Genomic DNA, 16637 nt, shown 5'->3' with positions numbered 1-16637 from the left:
CAAGCCACTGTAAGTACAATCGTGCCACTTTTCTAGTTCTATCTGTCGTTATTGTCCATGAGAATCCACGCTTTCCACCGTTTATACCAACACCGTTTATCACTTTCTACCAAACCGTTTAATGCGCGCGGATGTAAAGTGGTGCGATGTGAGTACTGCAAAATCAAACAAGACAGTTGTATCTGTGAACATCAACCAGACATAGATACGAACGTCGCGACCATGTTGATCTTGTCTGATAACGAAATCTTAAAGCCAAGCAACACAGGCCGTTTGATTGTGGACACCGTAAAAGACAGTCATGTTTACCTTTGGCATCGTACAGAGCCAAACACAGAGATGCTGGAAGTACTCAAAGATGACAAGTATCAGCCTGTCATCGTGTTCCCTGAAGATTACACCGATGACAAAACGCGAGTGGTTCAAGACTTACCACAAATGCGTGACCCGAATAAAAAGCTACTGCTAATTTTCATCGATGGTAGCTGGCGTGAAGCAAGACGTATCTTCAGACGTTCTGAGTACCTGCAAGATTTACCGGTGCTATCGATTGAGCCTGAATCGGTTTCTCAATACATGATGCGTAAGTCTGATAACGACCAACACCTTTCAACCGCAGAAGTAGCGAGCTTAGTATTAAAACAAGCAGGTGAAGAGCAGGGCGCGAAGACTTTGCAGCTTTGGTTTGAAGCCTTTCGTGAAAGCTATATGTTGAGTAAGACTCGTTATAAGTCGGATCCGACCAAACCAAGTCTGAACGCTTTCATAGAGCACGGTAAAAATGAGAAGTCACTCTAACCTTTAACCGCTTTGTGCTGACTTGTTGTTCAAACGGACTCGAACACGAGATAAGTTTGTTATCTATCACGGTTTGTAGGGGGAGTGTTATGGATAATGCTCCTTAGTTTTTTATTTACAAAAATTTGTTTGCCCGAATTTAGGGAAAAATTGGAGAGATTTCATGTATTACGGCTTCGATGTTGGCGGCACAAAAATTGAGTTTGGTGCGTTCAATGAAAAACTTGAGCGAGTAGCAACAGAGCGCGTACCAACGCCAACGGAAGATTATCAATTACTGCTTGAAACCATTGCTGATTTGGTGAAAAAGTACGATAACGAACTCTCTTGCGAAGGCAAAATTGGCCTTGGTCTTCCTGGCATGGAAAACGCAGACGACGGCACAATGCTGGTTGTTAACGTACCAGCTTCAACAGGTAAACCACTACGTAAAGATTTAGAAGCGCTGATCGGTCGTAGTGTAAAGATCGAGAACGACGCAAACTGTTTTGCGCTTTCAGAAGCGTGGGATGACGAGCTTAAATATGAGCCATCAGTTGCTGGCTTAATTCTAGGTACTGGCTTTGGTGGTGGTTTAGTTTACGAAGGTAAAGTGTTCTCTGGCCGTAACCACGTTGCAGGTGAGCTAGGCCATATGCGCCTTCCTATTGATGCATGGTTTCACCTTGGCGACAACGCACCACTATTAGGCTGTGGTTGTGGCAAGAAAGGTTGTCTAGACAGCTACTTATCTGGTCGTGGCTTTGAGTTGATTTACGAGCACTACTTCGGTGAGAAGAAGAAAGCGATTGAGATCATCCAAGCATACAACGAAGGTGAAGCAAAAGCGGCTGAGCACGTAGATCGTTTCATGGAGCTATTGGCTATCTGTTTCGCAAACCTGTTTACTGGTCTTGACCCACATGTTGTTGCATTGGGCGGCGGTCTTTCAAACTTCGAGCTTATCTACGAAGAGATGCCAAAGCGTGTGCCTAAATACCTGTTGTCTGTAGCGAAGTGTCCTAAGATCATCAAAGCGAAACACGGTGATTCAGGCGGCGTTCGTGGTGCTGCATTCCTTAACATCAAGTAAGATCTATTTGATGTAAATTATTTAAAAGCACAAATAAAAATGCCGCAATCTCGAAAGAGATTGCGGCATTTTTTATGGTTTGGTGTTTTCATTTCTTAAGTCTTAGCTACTAACTCTTAGTTCTTAAATACAAACGAAAAGCTAGAAGCTAGAGAACAGAAAAAGAGCCAGAGGGCTTACTTCTTCTTTTTACCAACACCAAGGTTGTCTTTTTGCTTCAACGTAAGCTTAGTAAAGCCAAGCTTGCGGAAGTAGTTGTCCTGGTAGTTACGAACCGCTTTCGTATCGGAAATCAACTCAAGCTGTTGCTCAGTTTTAAGATACTCAGAGATATCGATGCCTTCCGCTGCAGCGACAGCTTCTTGGATCGTGCGGTGTTCTTGTTTAGAAAACAGTAACTCTTTATCTTCGTCTTTATAGGTATATAGAATGGTACGAGCCATGGTGCTCTCCAATAGGATTATTACTTTCGCGCACTCTACATAAAAACCGTACGTGGCTCAAGGTAATGGTAAGAAATCTTAAGATTATCGTTTTAACGCTTATCGCTATCTGAGCTTTGAATTAAACGCGGCCCTGCAGAGGGATAATCGTCACTGTTTCGCCAACCTTCACCGTATCAACCGCTGGTGAGATTTCGATCAAGCAATTTGCTTCGCTCATTGAACTCAGAATACCTGAACCTTGTTTGCCGGTTGTTTTTACTTCAAGCACACCAGATTCGTTCATTGAGAACACACCACGGCTAAACTCAGTACGACCTTGGCGAGAACGTAATTGCTCCGTCGCAACCGCGTTCGCTTTCACTGGTGTCCAGTTAGTTTGACCTTGAAGCTTACGAATCGCAGGCTCTACAAAGTTAATGAACGACACCATCACAGCTACTGGGTTGCCCGGTAAACCGAAGAAAGGTTTGTCTTCAATTTTGCCGTAAGCAAGAGGTCGCCCCGGACGCATGTTGATACGCCAGAAGTTAATCTCACCCAACTTATCTAACGCGAGTTTGATGTAGTCAGCATCACCAACAGATACACCGCCAGACGTTAACACCATGTCAGTCTCCAACGACGCAGAATGCAGTACATCCATCATCTTCTGTTCGTCATCTTCAATGATGCCGTAATCGACGATGTCACAACCTAGCTTCTGAAGCATACCGATAATAGTAAAACGGTTTGAATCGTAGATAGAGTTTGGTTTCTGCTCGCTACCCGGAGCTTGAACTTCATCACCCGTCGAGAATACACCCACTTTCACTTTGCGCAGAACAGGGCAGGTACCGAAGCCAAGTGACGCCATCATACCCATTTCTGGTGCTTCGATTCGTGTGCCACGAGTAAAGACAGGCTGGCCGATTTCTAGATCTTCACCCGCCATACGGACATTTTGTCCTACTGAAATTTTCGCGTCTGGGAAGCTAACTGTGTCGCCTTCTTGAACGGCTTGCTCACGCATAACAACCACATCAACGCCTTCAGGCATTGGCGCGCCAGTCATAATCTTAACAGCTTCACCTTGTTGAACGGTTTTGTCGTAGCTGTGACCCGCCATTACTTCAGCAACCAGTTGGTAACTATCCAGATCTAAATCTTCACTGCGAATGGCGTATCCGTCCATTGCAGAGTTTGTGTTCTGAGGCACGTTGATTGGCGAGATAACATCTTCAGCTAATACACGACCATAGCCTTGCTCTAACGCAACAGATACAACAAGCTCTAGTGCGTCAATGCTATCAACAATTTTTTGCTGACCTTGAGTCACCGTTAAGCCGGCTGGAGAGAAAGAGTCACAACACACAACTGGTGCGTCGTCTTTTGACGATGCACACGCAGCGACTTTACTTGTTTTCGAAGCAGGGTCGAATGACTGAGCATAGTCGATGATGAAATCACGAATCGCTTCTAAGTCGCTGATCGCCATTTGTGGCAGGTCAGATTCAACTTTGCTGTCTGCGGCGATAGCAATAATGTTGTTGTCGTTTGGATAAAGCCAAGGTTTACCCACTTCGTCTCGGTGAAGCTCAATCTTAGGGAAGGCGATGTTCTTGCAGCCTTCAACCAAAATCAAATCCAGCGTATTGGTATCAAAGCGAGTCAGCAGATAATCAAAGTCTGCTTCGGCTTCTGGCGTTTCTGTCATCATCACGTGACGGTTACGCGAAGCGATCAGCATTTGATTCGCGCCCGCTTTGCGTAGGCGGTAACTGTCTTTACCCGGCTTATCGACATCGAAATCGTGGTGAGCATGTTTAAGAACACCCACTTTCAAACCGGCGTTGGTAAGCAAAGGCAGTAACGCTTCAAGTACGGTAGTTTTGCCTGTACCGCTGTAGGCAGCAAAACCCAATAAGGGGAGATTAGGGCGTTGTTTTGAATCTTTCATTATTGAAGCGTTCCGAATTGGGTGAGTTCTTCTGGCGTATTGAGATTTACAAAGCAGTTTGGCGCGTCGCTAAAATCGACGTACTCAGTCACACACTCTTTGTATAGCAAGATGATCTTGCGGTCGCCACGTTCTAAAAAGGCTTCTAACTTTGGAAGTACGCGCTTGTGAAATAGGGTAAACACAGGCTGTTTATATTCACCATCATGAGCCACAAGAATATCGCTGTCTTCTTTTACCGCAGCGCAAAAACGCTCGACAAGGTCGTCACTGATTTGAGGGCTGTCGCAAGGAACAAAACCAACCCAATCTGTTGCCGCGTTTTTAAGGCCAGCGTGAATGCCACCCAAAGGACCTGGGTAATCAGGGAACGAATCGGAAACAACCGGAGCGAATGCTTGGTAACTGTCGAGGTTACGGTTGGCATTGATGGTGATGCTGACATCTTGTTGTGACAGCTTGTCTATAACGTATTGAATAAGCGGGGAACCGTTGAGCTCAACGAGTCCTTTATCTTTTCCGCCCATACGGCTGGCTTGTCCGCCAGCCAAAATAACCCAACTAGTTTGCGTTGGAAGCAGCATAAATATTCTCTTGTGCTTTGTTCTTTTTAATTACTTGCAGAAGCGGTGATTCGGTCAAGGTATTGTCTTTGATCCACCACTGCTTCTTACACAAATCGGTTAACGCGTTGGTTTGGTGACTGGTAATGACTAAACTCGCGCCTCTCTGAAGAAGATCTTCGGCCATAATCACCAATCTTTCAATAGATTCTTTGTCTAAAGAAGCACTTGGTTCGTCCATCAGCAAGATTGAAGGCTTGAGAATCCAAGCTCTTGCCATTGCTACGCGTTGACGCTCACCACCAGACAACACGGAAATGTGCTCGTCTGCTAGGGTTTCTAAACCTACCATTCTCAATGCATTAATTATTTGAGCTCGCTTATCTTTTTGGTTCTGTTTGTTAAAGCGAACGCCATAAGCGACATTTTGGTACACCGAGCCATCAAATAGGTAAGGGGTTTGATGGAGATAGATGATGTCTTTAAATTTTAGTCTGGGAAACAGGTTATGCTGCCACCTTTGTGTCGGGGACTGAATACGGCCAGAGCTTGGTTTGAGCAAGCCTGACAATATTTTAAGCAGGGTCGTTTTGCCAACACCGTTATCACCTTTAAGATAAATAGCATCGTTTGGGCCGATAGACAGTTCAGGAATATGGAACAAAACACGCTCTTTATAGCGCATTGAAATTTGCTGCGTTGTTATTTTTATACTCATGACAGCGTTCCTAAGTTCTTAAATAGCCTTTTCCTCTCACACTGGAAAGGAAAAAGTTAAGGGCTAATGCCAATGCTAATAACACCATGCCTAGCGCAACACCTTGTGCGAATGCGCCTTTGTGACTTTCCATTGCAATAGCCGTTGGGATATTTCGTGTCATTCCCATAATATTGCCGCCGACCATCATCGAACAGCCGACTTCGGTTACGATGCGAGAAAATGCAGCAATGGCAGCTGCAAGTAGCGGGAAACGAGTTTCCCAAATCAAGGTACACGCAACTCGAGTGGTAGAAACTCCAAGGGTACGTGCCGTTTCTACCGCTCGGCGATCACTGGCTTGAAGCGCGCCGTGCATCATAGCAACCAAAATAGGGAAGCAGATCAGCATTTGGCCCAGAATCATCGCCTTTTGAGTGAACAGCAATTGCCAGTCACCTAAAGGGCCAGAGCGAGAGAGCATCATGTACATCAACAAGCCAATCACCACAGTCGGTATCGCTTGTAAGGTGTTGATCACCGAAAGCAGTGCCCATTTACCGGGGAATTCGGTGTAAGCCAATAAGAAAGCCATAAGGATTGCAGGAACAATCACCAGAGAAATGGCAGACAAAGACACGCTGAAGGATACCGCTACGATTTTCCACAGTTCGTGGTCAAAACTGACTAGTAGGTTCATTGCATCAATCGTTGTTTGCCATAGGGTCATGAAGTATCTCGTGTGAATCGACAATAAGTCTTAAAAGGTAATGCTAATATTTAGGTTATAGCTGACACGGGATTCGTCAAACAGGGTGAGTCAGCTATTCATTTTTTGCGAGCTCAATATTCACCCTGTAAGAGTAGTGCAATGACGACTATTCAGCGCTCGCAACAAACAACTGCTTGCCGTTTAGCTTGAAATCGTTAATCAGTTTCTGACCTTTAGGGTTCACCAACCAATCACTGAATACCTTCGCCGCTTGGTAGTTGATGCTTGGGTAACGCTCAGGGTTTACAAGAATCACTTGATAAGGGTTAAATAGGTTCTTGTCGCCTTGGAACAATACTTTTAGGTCAAGCTTGTTTTGGTAAGCCAACCATGTGCCACGGTCTGTCATGGTGTAGCCTTGCATTTCAGACGCCATGTTCAGAGTAGGGCCCATGCCTTGACCAACACTGCGGTAGCCACCAAAGTTTGGTTCCATTTTGGTTTGTGCCCAAATACCCATCTCTTTCTTGTGCGTACCTGAATCGTCACCACGAGACACAAACGTCAGATTGTTGGTTGCAATCGCTTTGAACACATCAGCCACTGCTTTTTGAGATTCAATTTTTGCCGGATCGCTTTGAGGGCCAACAATCACAAAGTCGTTGTACATCAGTTTACGAGGTAAAACGCCATAGCCTTGTTCAACAAAGTTTGCTTCAGCCTTTGGCGCGTGAGTCATCACCAAATCCACATCGCCATTTTCACCCATGCGAAGAGATTTACCCGTCCCCGCCGCTAGAACATCTACTTTAATACCAGAATCTTTTTCGAATTCAGGTAGTAAGTAGTCTAGTAGGCCAGAGTGATATGTGCTTGTTGTTGTCGCAAGTTTGATATGCGTGGTGTCTTCTGCGCTGCTAGCCGAGTAACTGACGATAGATAGAGCGGCAATCGTTAAGGGAATTGCTTTCATTATTATTATGTCCATTCTGTTATAAATGAATGACACGCTTTCTTTTAAAGGGCTCAAAGAAGAGCATGTGCATAAGATGCTAATTTTTGTAATTAGAAATCATCACATTACAAGCAAGCTTAATGCCAATAAATAGTGCATCAGACTTCATTAAATTGCTGTTATTCCGCACAAAACTGCGCCATTTGACCCGATAAAATGCATCAAAATATGAGCTAGGACAAAATGTCGCACGTTGACCCTGTTGATCAAAAGGTTAATTGGTACACTCTGTCCCAACTTTTCCTATCGGCTGATCATTATGTCTTTACCTAGTTCAAGCGCGTCTCATCTCAACTCAAACACATTGACTCAATATCAAGCATTTTCTGTCTTGGTTGTCGATGATGAAATTGGGATGCAGGCAATTCTTAAGAAAGCACTAGGTAAGTACTTTGGCAAGGTATCGAGCGCAGGTTCAGTAGAAGAAGCTGAGGTTCTGCGTTGCAACGAACACTTCGATCTCATTGTTCTCGATATCAACCTTCCCGGCCGCTCAGGTATTGAATGGGAAGAAGCTTTTAACGACAGTGACCGAAAAGCCGATGTGATCTTCATGACCGGCTATGCCGATTTAGAAATGACCATCTCGGCACTCAAGCTTGGCGCTTCTGACTTCATCCTGAAACCATTCAACCTAGAGCAGATGATACAAGCCGTTTTGCGCTGCATGGACAAACGCCTAGATCAAAGGATGCAATACGCGTTGAAGCGCGATGTTAGCCGTCATATCAAAACCGAACTAATCGGCAGTTCAGACAAAACCAAACAGCTCAAGCTACTTATCAGCCAGTTCGCACCATCACGAGCATCGGTTCTTATTGAAGGCGAGTCGGGCACGGGTAAAGAGTTAGTTGCGCGTGGCGTGCATGAAGCCAGCAAGCGAACAGGGCCATTTGTGCCAATTAACTGTGGCGCAATTGCTCCAGAACTTCTCGAAAGCGAATTGTTTGGCCACACCTCTGGCGCGTTTACTGGCGCGAAGAAAAATCGTGAAGGCTTATTCAGAGTGGCAAGCGGCGGCACACTTTTCCTTGATGAAATTGGTGAAATGCCATTGCCAATGCAAGCCGCACTTTTACGTGTATTAGAGCAAAGAACCATTCGTCCGGTCGGTAGTGAGAAAGAAATTGCCGTTGATGTACGTGTCGTCGCGGCGACCAACCGTAACCTTCAACAAGAGGTAGATAAAGGAAACTTCCGTCGCGATCTCTTCTATCGATTGAATGTATTGAAGATTGATGTCGTGCCGCTCAGAGAGCGTCCATCGGATCTGATTGAGCTGGTTCCATACTTCACCCGTCTATTATCGAGTGAGCTAGGCATGCCCGTTCCAAACTGGGCACATGAAGATATCTTAGCGATGAATGAATACGAATGGCCGGGGAATATTCGGGAACTTAAAAATTTAGTGGAACGCTGTATTCTGTTAGACAAGCCACCAGCTCACTATTGGCGTGAAGTGAATGGCGACCCTGCACCAACCAGCATTTCGGTGACGGTGTCACACGGCGCAGAAGTACCAAACCTGAATAACGCAGACGCCGTAGAGGGCTACCCAAATACTTGGACGCTCAAAGAAGTGGAAAAATCCCATATAGAACAGTTGGTAAGTTTCCATGATGGTAATAAGTCTGCAGCAGCAAGAGATCTTGGTGTTGCACGAAAAACCTTAGAACGTAAATACAAAGACTGGAATACAGAAGGCTCTGAATATGCCGATTAGACGTCAGTGGTGGTCCAAGTGGGCGTTCCGCTTCAAGACCATGGTACGTTACCGTTTATTGTTTCTGACATCTGCGCCGATCATTCTGACGTTGTGCGCGCTTGTTGCTATCACGCTGTATTGGTCGGTTCATTACACGTGGCAGGGGGCATTGATTGATGTTGATGAGCGCTTGGACGTTGCCGACAACAGTATTCAACTGATTCAAAGCCAACAGGCTTACAACGTTCGTGCCTTTGCTGAGTCATACAACTTCCGCGTCAAACTCTCGAGTGATACTTCAAAAGAAGAACTCACGCGTTGGGTTTCAGAAAACAAATCTCGCTATGAACTCGATTTTCTACGCTGGCATAGTGTCGAACGTATGGATAAGAAGCTGGAATACCTGAATCTGACCCACAAAGCGTCGTTTTTCAGCGTATTAAGCCAAAATGAACTCAGCAACCTAGACCGAGATCTCGCGAGAAAAGCCGAAGTGCCTATGCTTAACGGACAGAGTGTCGAAACACGAGGTCTAGTCAGTCGCACAGTCGTATCCATTCGGGATGAGAATGACCGTGTAATTGGTTTCCTAGATGGCGGTATCCTACTCAACAACAGTACACAGCTCGTTGATCAAATCAGCAACTTGATCTATCCGCAACGCGATGGACTTAATCGTCGTATTGGTACTGTCACCGTATTTCTTGATGATCTACGTGTCAGCACCAACGTGCCTTTAAGCAGTGAAAAGAGTGCAGGACGCGCGATTGGTACGCGTGTTTCGCATGAGGTTCACTCAAAAGTCTTAAACGAAGGCAAGGAGTGGCTAGATCGCGCGTATGTTTACGACGCTTGGTACATCACCGCATATCAGCCTATACATGACCAGTTCGATAATGTGATTGGCATGCTTTATACCGGGTATCTGATTTGGCCGTTAATAGAAACATATCTGACCAACCTTGGTGAAATCAGCATTACGATTGTGCTGCTATTGCTGACTTCTGGCTTGATCGTTCATCGTGGTGCACGTGATCTTTTCAACCCAATTGAACGCATCCATAAAGTGGTCAAGCTAGTACAGATGGGTAAAGACAAGCGAATTGGCGCGCTTGGTCTGGATGATCAACATGAATTAACACTACTCGCTAAACAATTCGATAAGATGTTGGATTTGCTCCACGAGCGCAACCAAGAGATTCAACAAGCGGCTTCTGAGCTAGAATGTAAGGTTCACTCACGTACGGCGAGCTTGAAAGAGAAAACTGAAGAGCTTGAACTGCATATCAAACTGCTCAATCAAGCTAGAGATAAGCTGGTGGTCAATGAAAAATTAGCCGCGCTAGGTGAATTAACCGCAGGCATTGCTCATGAGATTAATAATCCGACGGCGGTGATTCTTGGCAACGTCGAATTGATGAAGTTTGAACTCGGTGACGAAGTGAGCCGCGTAGACGAAGAAGTCCACGCCATCATGGAGCAGATTGACCGTATCCGAAACATCACCCGAAGCCTGCTTCAATACAGCCGACACGGCGGCGTACAAGACGAAATTACGTGGCAACATATCAACCCAATCGTTGATGAGAGCATTACGCTTGTAAAAACGGGTGCGAAGAAAAAAGGCATTTTGTACGTATCACAACTGAATGCTAAAACCTCAGTGGAAGTGAACCGCAACCAATTATTGCAGATTCTAGTTAACCTACAAATGAATGCCATTCATGCCATGGACGGACAGGGCACATTGACTATCTCAAGTGAAGACTGGCTTGAAAATGGCGTGTCTCATGGGGCGATTGTTCATGTGGAAGATGAAGGTTGTGGTATCAATGAAGAGCAATTGAAACGTATTTTCTCGCCTTTCTATACCACCAAACGAGACGGTACTGGCTTAGGTTTGTCAGTGTCTCAAAGTATATTGAGTCAAACGGGCGGCGAGATACGAGTTGAATCGAAAGTGGGTAAAGGGAGCCGCTTTAGTATTTACCTTCAACAGAAAGCTACGCCTCAATTGCTAGTATCAAATCTATAAGTTCTAAGAACTAATTCACTGATATTATTACCCGATAATATTTCTAACGCGCTTGGGCTATTACACGAACGTTTTAGCCCAAGCACGAAAATTCCGCATTTCTAATCTATCGCCAGCCAAATCTCAACCTCTGCCTGTTTGACGGGTACCTCTTTTTTATTATGTAACACAGTGTATATATAATTCACTTGATGCATATCAACTTAGCTGCGCGATTTTTTGATACCTTGCTCCAAAATTCATAATTAAAAAAGATAATAAAGTCAGTCAGCTATGAAATTAAGTAATCTATCCATCAAATCGAAGCTCGCATCCATCGTCGTTTTATCGGTTGTTCTATTGGGAATGGCGTCGACCTTTAATTTAATCCAGCAACGTGAAAGCTCCATGCAAGAGCGATAAGATAAACTCAGTGCTCAAGTCGAAACAGCGGTCAGCTTAGCTCAACACTATTATGACCAACGTAATGTTCTTGGCGAAGAGGTGGCGAAGAAACAAGCCCTACAAGCCCTTGAAACGCTTCGCTATGACAACACCAACTATTTTTAGATTTTAAACCAGCAACTCAACATCATTAACCACCCATTAAAGCCAGAGCTGAATGACACCAATGCCGGAAACTTGAAAGACGGCGCGGGTAAACAGCATTGGCGCGAGATGGTGACTATTTCTCGAAACCCAGAAAAGAAAGGTTTTCTCGATTACCAATGGATGAGCCCTCAAGGGGAATTGAAAGACAAGATTTCGTACGTTCAACTATTCCCAGAATGGAACTGGATTGTGGGCTCTGGAATCTTAGTCTCGGACATTCAAGAAGCCTTCTATGCGTTAGCCATTAAAGAGGGGGTGGTTGCCGTTGTTTTATCGGGTCTGTTGTTTGCGATGGGATATGCGATTTCAAATAATATACTCATCCCACTTAACAAGCTGATTGATAACACCCATAAGATTGCAGACGGTGATCTTCGCGTGCGTATGAATATGACGCGCAAAGATGAGTTAGGTGATATGAGTCATCAAATTGATACCATGCTCGAAAAACTACAAAGCACGCTTCGCACTGCCAATGAATCGGCGGATTTATCCAGCAACATGGCAAGTCACATCGCGCAAGCCAGTGAAGAAGCCGCAACCAGTGTGAACTCGCAACACGCACAGCTTGAGTTATTGTCTACCGCAATGACCGAGATGAGCGCTACCATTTCTGATGTCGCGGTTAATGCAGAAAATACCGCCGAGAGCACCAATAAAGTGGTCGGTCATGCAAACCAAAATGACAAGAACATGCAAGTGACGTCTGAGACGATATCTCAGGTTTCAGAGAATATTTCGACAGCAAACGACCTAGTGAGAGATCTGCAATCAGGCGTCACTGAGATAAGCCAAGTGGTGAGTGTGATACGTGATGTATCAGAACAAACTAATTTGCTTGCGCTTAACGCAGCAATAGAGGCTGCACGGGCTGGAGAACAAGGGCGAGGGTTCGCCGTCGTGGCAGACGAAGTACGTAACCTAGCGAGCCGTACTCAGAACTCAACCAATGAAGTACAGGCGACGATTGAGAAGCTGACTCAGCAAGCAGAGCGTACCTTTAAAGCGATGCAAAGCAGTAATGAGAAAGTCGATCATAGTGTCGTTGCCTCTAACGAAACTCGTCAGCAGCTTGATGTGATTGTTAATGAGCTTCATAACGCTAATGACATGGTGGCACAGATTGCTGCAGCATCGGAGCAACAGAGCACCGTTGCGACGGAAATGAGTGAAAATGTCACCGGTATTCATTTAGCGGCTAACGAAGTTCTCCAAGCGTCACAATCACTCGCAGAAGACAGCCAGAAAATGGCCAACACCACAGAACATCTTACTGACCAGTTGAAGTACTTTAAGGTGTAAATCCAACGACTCTAATCTTTCCACACCTAGTAACCTAATAAAAACACCTCCGCACTTGAGATAGTTCGGGGGTGTTTTCGTTCGTTAATAACTAAATAGCTAAATAGAAAGCTAAACCTGAAACCAGTCTTGATTAATGCGCCGCCACTGAAATTTGCGGTGGATTAATGTTATGCTTTTTGAACTCTTTCATTACTCGAAGGGTAATGTCTGTCTCGAACAACTTCTCATACGCCGTATCCACTACATAAGCCTTACAGGTTAGCTGTATCGCTAGGTAGTTGTCAGTAATCGTCTGTTTAACAAGAACCGTCACCGGCTTTGGTAAGTGAATGTAGCGGCTTGAAGAAGCAGCCTCTTGAATCAAATCACGGGCGAGAGTGATGTCTTCATTCATCCCAACATAAAACGGAATCACCACTTGCATATCCAACGCGCCATAGTTTCCACTGGTGGTCACTTCATTCAGGAACTTGTTATTTGGAATGGTAATGATGTCATCGTTCAGGGTTCTCATTCGCACTGAACGCAAACCAATGGTAATGATATCCCCGTAGTTGCCCTCAAACGTAACACGATCACCAACTTGGAACGGTCTATCAATCATCACCGTGATACCGGCGATGAATGATGCTGCCAAGTCTTTAAGCGCAAAGCCGACAGACACGGCGAGGGTACCCCCAATCAGAGCCAGTATTTGGTCGTTGATTCGAAAACTCATCATGAATACGATAAGCCCTGTACTTACGTAAATGAAGAACTGAGTAAACGACTGCAGCTTTTGTAACAACATTCTATATTGCACGAATTGGCTACCAAAGCTTGTCACCAACGAATTGATGAATTTAAGCAATAACCACATTGCTGCTATCACGATCATGGAAAAGAACACGCCGCTCCATCGTACTAAGCTAGCGATCTTCGAAATGTTTTCTACGTTAGCTAACTCTTCCGTTGCGTAGATCGGAAAACTGACCGTCGTCGCTAGGCCAACAAGTAATAGGACAAATAACTTCTTCATTTTACTTCACCAATAAATGTTGACGGTCGAGGACGTTGGTAATGTGCCGGAACCAGTGATCTGAAATCTTTGCCTTATCTTCATTCCAACCAATGTAACCACGGCTCTCGAAGTAACGCAAAACCCCAGTAATTTCAGCGATACTCAATTGAGTACAATCAGACAGCACTTCAGGAGACGCGATTTCCAACTGCACAATAGAACGCAACACAGCCAACATAGGTTTAGGCATGTTTTCGAGCTCTTGCGCTTCTGGCACATGAAACAATCTCACTACAGCTTGATCCGTCTCTTTATTCCGATTTAGAGAGAAACGGAAGAAACGCAAGGCGACAGTAGGGTTGCCATCTGAGTAGTGCCATAAGATCCGATAGAAACCTTGGCGAGCGCGCTCTTCTTCTGTCATGTCATCTTGATCCCACTGTTTGGGAACGACCAAGCCATCAAACGACAGCGGCTTTTCTAACTCGGTATTAATGCGGCTTGTCAGTAGATCACCGATTTGTTTCTCTGTCCAACGTGGCAGAAAGCAAACCAAATCAAACAACAGGCGTTCACCACGCGCTCTATCAACAAAGCGCCAACTAGACTTTGCAATCGACATCACTACACGGTGATTCTTTTTAGAACGACGTAATAAATTAGTTAAACGGATAAGATCAGATAAGCCTCCGACCATTGGTTTAACCAGCCTCTGAGCATTATCAATTGCGATCAAGTAAGTCGTTTCGCTTTTCCTTAAATGTGCCAAGATTTGAATTTCTGTAGCGTCTTCGTCCAAACCAATACTCATGGCGAGGTGACATAGAAACTCTTGGTATCCGGCATAAGGGCAACTGACGTAAAGGGGTTCAGCATTAGAAACTTTGTGCAGTAAAGTATAAAGCAGAGTTGTTGACCCAATGCCACGCTCACCAGACACGATACAGATAGCAGGACTGTCCGACATGAGGTAACGAGACAATTGTTTCACTTCGTCGCCAGCGTAATCTATTAGTGTGCTGTCGATCGAGCCCGGAAGTATGTATTCAAAAGTTTGGTCGCCTTTTATTCGTACTAAGTTTTGCTGGCTTTTATCAAGGTCAGATTGCTTTGCCACTTCGATTCTAAATAGGTAAGCCAACGCTTGGCTAAACAGTGTGTAATTAGAAAGCAGAACCATAATGCGATGCTGACAGTTGTAGATACCCAACCATATAATCCCCAGTACTGTGGCTATTATATTAAGTAGGAAAGTGTCTTTGCGGTTAACCGCCCAGTTTACCCATACCGGTCTTTCTGAAATATGCGAAAGAGCGTCAAATACCTTTGAACGCCATAGTCGTAGAACAGATATAGTGACCAGTACAAACCATACGAACAGAGCACTGTAGATCCAGCTGTAAATAGTACCTTTACCAAGAGTTTTAATCGATATCTGAAGGATGACGCCCGCGACAATAAAACTCCATACATAACGTCGGATAGTAGACAAACGTAGTGCAACAACTTCTTGGTTTGAAGTTCGACTCATACGATAAGCAAATTCGAGGATAAAGCTAATCGCGATCGAACCACCAAGTATCCACCACGTAAAGATCTCTAGGAAGATCAAGTGCTGTAGGCTAGGTAAACTGGAGAGCACTCGCAATGAGATAGTGATAGCAATTAACCACGCTATCGCACGATGGGCACGGCTGATATACCAAACCGAACGGACCAAAAAAGGAGGGTTCTGCTTGGCTTCCAAAATATTAACTCGGAACAATTCGGTAAGACGCGTGCTGTTTGATAACCACCAGACTAAACAGAAATAGATAAACAATACCTTCAATGAAGCCCAAATAACTGGGACCGGTGAAATGAAGATCTCTGTAATCAAAGCGTTGAAGCTACGAGTTTGTAAATACACCAAGTACTCGATATTAAGTTGAGTTAGCTGCCATTCCTGCTTAAATTGGGTTACGCCATAAGGCCCAAAACCCGTTAAGCGCTCTCTGTTCGCGTTCGTTGTTTGCTCTAAGAGGCTCTGTTTACTGACGTTCAAACTTTTTAATGTTAAGTAACTCGATTCAACAAAGAACCACTGGTCTGAATCGGCCTTGTCTCGATATGTTTTGAGCTGTCGTTCAAACGTTTCGATTTGTTGGTTTTGAATTCGTATTACGTCAGCAAGCAAGATACTGACTTTACGTTTATCCGATTCGTCCATAAACAAAGGGTCAGGCAGTACATCGATTCGTTTAGCCAGATTTTGAACAACCTCCGACACCTCAGGTTGTAATTGCACGTCATATTCCAAGTTGGCATTAACAGACCAAGAGAGCAGGGCTAATGTGAGTAATAAGAAGCGCAATAATGAACGCATAAAAAGTCTCTTAAAATTATGAGGTTAGGAATACTATAGTTAGTTAACCTTATTTTGTGAAATCTAACGCCGTTTGGGGATAAGTACTTTATTCTTGTTTCTTTCATCATGCTCATGACGTTGTCAGGATTCAGGTTAGTATTTGAGCGCCTTGCTATGTCGCGTGTTACTGATATCAAAGAAGTTTTTAAATAGCTTACCGTGCTATATATTCGACCATGAGAATTTGATCATTGTAGAGGGCATATAATCCCCAATATTGGTTATCGTTCTTTATTTTATTGTTTCTGAAGGACAACGTTTTTCGCAGTAAGTTAGAGAATAAGAAGTGTGAGTTAACTCAAATTATAATTTGACTAGGTTATGCTCAATTAATGGCGGGTAATTACAATCAAGG

General features: G+C 44.5%; 12 protein-coding genes and 1 pseudogene. 5 read left to right on the top strand and 8 right to left on the bottom strand.

What is annotated here, in order from left to right:
• The first annotated feature begins 51 nt into the window (after positions 1-51).
• Positions 52-798 carry a tRNA-uridine aminocarboxypropyltransferase gene (locus OCU50_RS06610; RefSeq protein WP_082710326.1) on the top strand — a complete coding sequence of 249 codons (747 nt, stop codon included), beginning with the start codon at positions 52-54 and terminating at the stop codon, positions 796-798.
• 163 nt (positions 799-961) lie between these two features.
• Positions 962-1870 (top strand): N-acetylglucosamine kinase, encoded by a 909-nt coding sequence (gene nagK, locus OCU50_RS06605; protein WP_060467684.1) that lies wholly within the window; start codon positions 962-964, stop codon positions 1868-1870.
• A gap of 176 nt (positions 1871-2046) precedes the next feature.
• Here the strand turns inward: nagK and OCU50_RS06600 are convergent, their stop codons facing one another.
• The 6 genes from OCU50_RS06600 to OCU50_RS06575 all read right to left on the bottom strand — a co-directional run bounded on the left by OCU50_RS06600 (position 2047) and on the right by OCU50_RS06575 (position 7197).
• A complete protein-coding gene (locus OCU50_RS06600) occupies positions 2047-2313 on the bottom strand; it encodes a DUF2960 family protein (protein WP_017063882.1) in 267 nt (88 codons plus the stop codon).
• Positions 2314-2434: 121 nt separating this feature from the next.
• A complete protein-coding gene (locus OCU50_RS06595; protein WP_060467683.1) occupies positions 2435-4252 on the bottom strand; it encodes a bifunctional molybdopterin-guanine dinucleotide biosynthesis adaptor protein MobB/molybdopterin molybdotransferase MoeA in 1818 nt (605 codons plus the stop codon).
• Positions 4252-4836 carry a molybdenum cofactor guanylyltransferase MobA gene (gene mobA, locus OCU50_RS06590; protein WP_046224284.1) on the bottom strand — a complete coding sequence of 195 codons (585 nt, stop codon included), beginning with the start codon at positions 4834-4836 and terminating at the stop codon, positions 4252-4254. The genes OCU50_RS06595 and mobA overlap by 1 nt, the downstream gene beginning before the upstream one ends.
• Positions 4814-5533, bottom strand: coding sequence for an energy-coupling factor ABC transporter ATP-binding protein (locus OCU50_RS06585; protein ID WP_060467682.1), 720 nt, complete (start codon positions 5531-5533; stop codon positions 4814-4816). The genes mobA and OCU50_RS06585 overlap by 23 nt, the downstream gene beginning before the upstream one ends.
• A gap of 10 nt (positions 5534-5543) precedes the next feature.
• Complete coding sequence (locus OCU50_RS06580; protein WP_060467681.1) at positions 5544-6242, bottom strand: ABC transporter permease; 699 nt, start codon at positions 6240-6242, stop codon at positions 5544-5546.
• Between the two features lie 148 nt (positions 6243-6390).
• Entirely contained in the window at positions 6391-7197 is an 807-nt protein-coding gene (locus OCU50_RS06575; RefSeq protein WP_060467680.1) for an ABC transporter substrate-binding protein, read from the bottom strand.
• A gap of 301 nt (positions 7198-7498) precedes the next feature.
• Here OCU50_RS06575 and OCU50_RS06570 point away from each other — a divergent pair, with 301 nt between their 5' ends.
• From OCU50_RS06570 to OCU50_RS06560, 3 genes and pseudogenes are all read left to right on the top strand, one after another.
• Positions 7499-8962, top strand: a complete 1464-nt coding sequence (locus OCU50_RS06570) for a sigma-54-dependent transcriptional regulator (protein WP_060467679.1) — start codon at positions 7499-7501, stop codon at positions 8960-8962.
• Positions 8952-10979, top strand: coding sequence for a sensor histidine kinase (locus OCU50_RS06565; RefSeq protein WP_060467678.1), 2028 nt, complete (start codon positions 8952-8954; stop codon positions 10977-10979). Before OCU50_RS06570 ends, OCU50_RS06565 begins: the two co-directional genes overlap by 11 nt.
• Before the next feature lie 273 nt (positions 10980-11252).
• A pseudogene (locus OCU50_RS06560) lies at positions 11253-12872 on the top strand (methyl-accepting chemotaxis protein).
• A gap of 133 nt (positions 12873-13005) precedes the next feature.
• On the opposite strand, the gene OCU50_RS06555 reads toward OCU50_RS06560, so the two are convergent.
• Together OCU50_RS06555 and OCU50_RS06550 are read right to left on the bottom strand one after the other, a co-directional pair.
• On the bottom strand, positions 13006-13893 hold the full coding sequence (locus OCU50_RS06555; protein ID WP_060467677.1) for a mechanosensitive ion channel family protein: 888 nt from the start codon (positions 13891-13893) through the stop codon (positions 13006-13008).
• 1 nt (position 13894) lies between these two features.
• Positions 13895-16240, bottom strand: a complete 2346-nt coding sequence (locus tag OCU50_RS06550; protein ID WP_060467676.1) for an ATP-binding protein — start codon at positions 16238-16240, stop codon at positions 13895-13897.
• Between the last annotated feature and the right edge of the window lie 397 nt (positions 16241-16637).

Source organism: Vibrio toranzoniae (assembly GCF_024347655.1).
Lineage (GTDB): Bacteria > Pseudomonadota > Gammaproteobacteria > Enterobacterales > Vibrionaceae > Vibrio > Vibrio toranzoniae.
The sequence above is the reverse complement of the archived record's forward strand: the minus strand, read 5'-3'. Positions and strand labels throughout refer to the sequence as shown.